The sequence below is a fragment of the Brevibacterium sp. SIMBA_078 genome (assembly GCF_046534565.1).
Classification (GTDB): Bacteria; Actinomycetota; Actinomycetes; order Actinomycetales; family Brevibacteriaceae; genus Brevibacterium.
This window is the reverse complement of record NZ_JAWRYQ010000374.1, coordinates 1-255: the sequence shown is the minus strand read 5'-3', so window position 1 is coordinate 255 and position 255 is coordinate 1. Positions and strand designations below refer to the sequence as shown.

At 65.9% G+C, this 255-nt stretch carries 1 protein-coding gene; it reads left to right on the top strand.

Annotated elements, in window-relative coordinates; all coding sequences use genetic code 11:
• On the top strand, window positions 1–255 hold a 255-nt coding region (locus SB749_RS20090), incomplete at both ends, for a hypothetical protein (RefSeq protein WP_410711861.1).

Here is a 255-nt window from a genome sequence, read left to right as displayed (position 1 = left end):
CCAGTAGGGAAACGGAACTGGCCACGACCGCCGTGGGCGGCATAGTCGTCAAGACGCTGGCCCAAGTGCTGGAGCGGTTCCGCGACGAGGTCTCGCCCAAGAACAAAGGCCACCGCTGGGAGCGCGTCCGGATCGACCGTTTTCTGAAGGATGAGCCGGAACTGTGCGCCAAGCCTATCCACGTCGTCACCACGGTGGATCTGGCAGCCTGGCGGGACAAACGGCTGGCCCAGGTGCAGCCCACCTCCTGCCGGC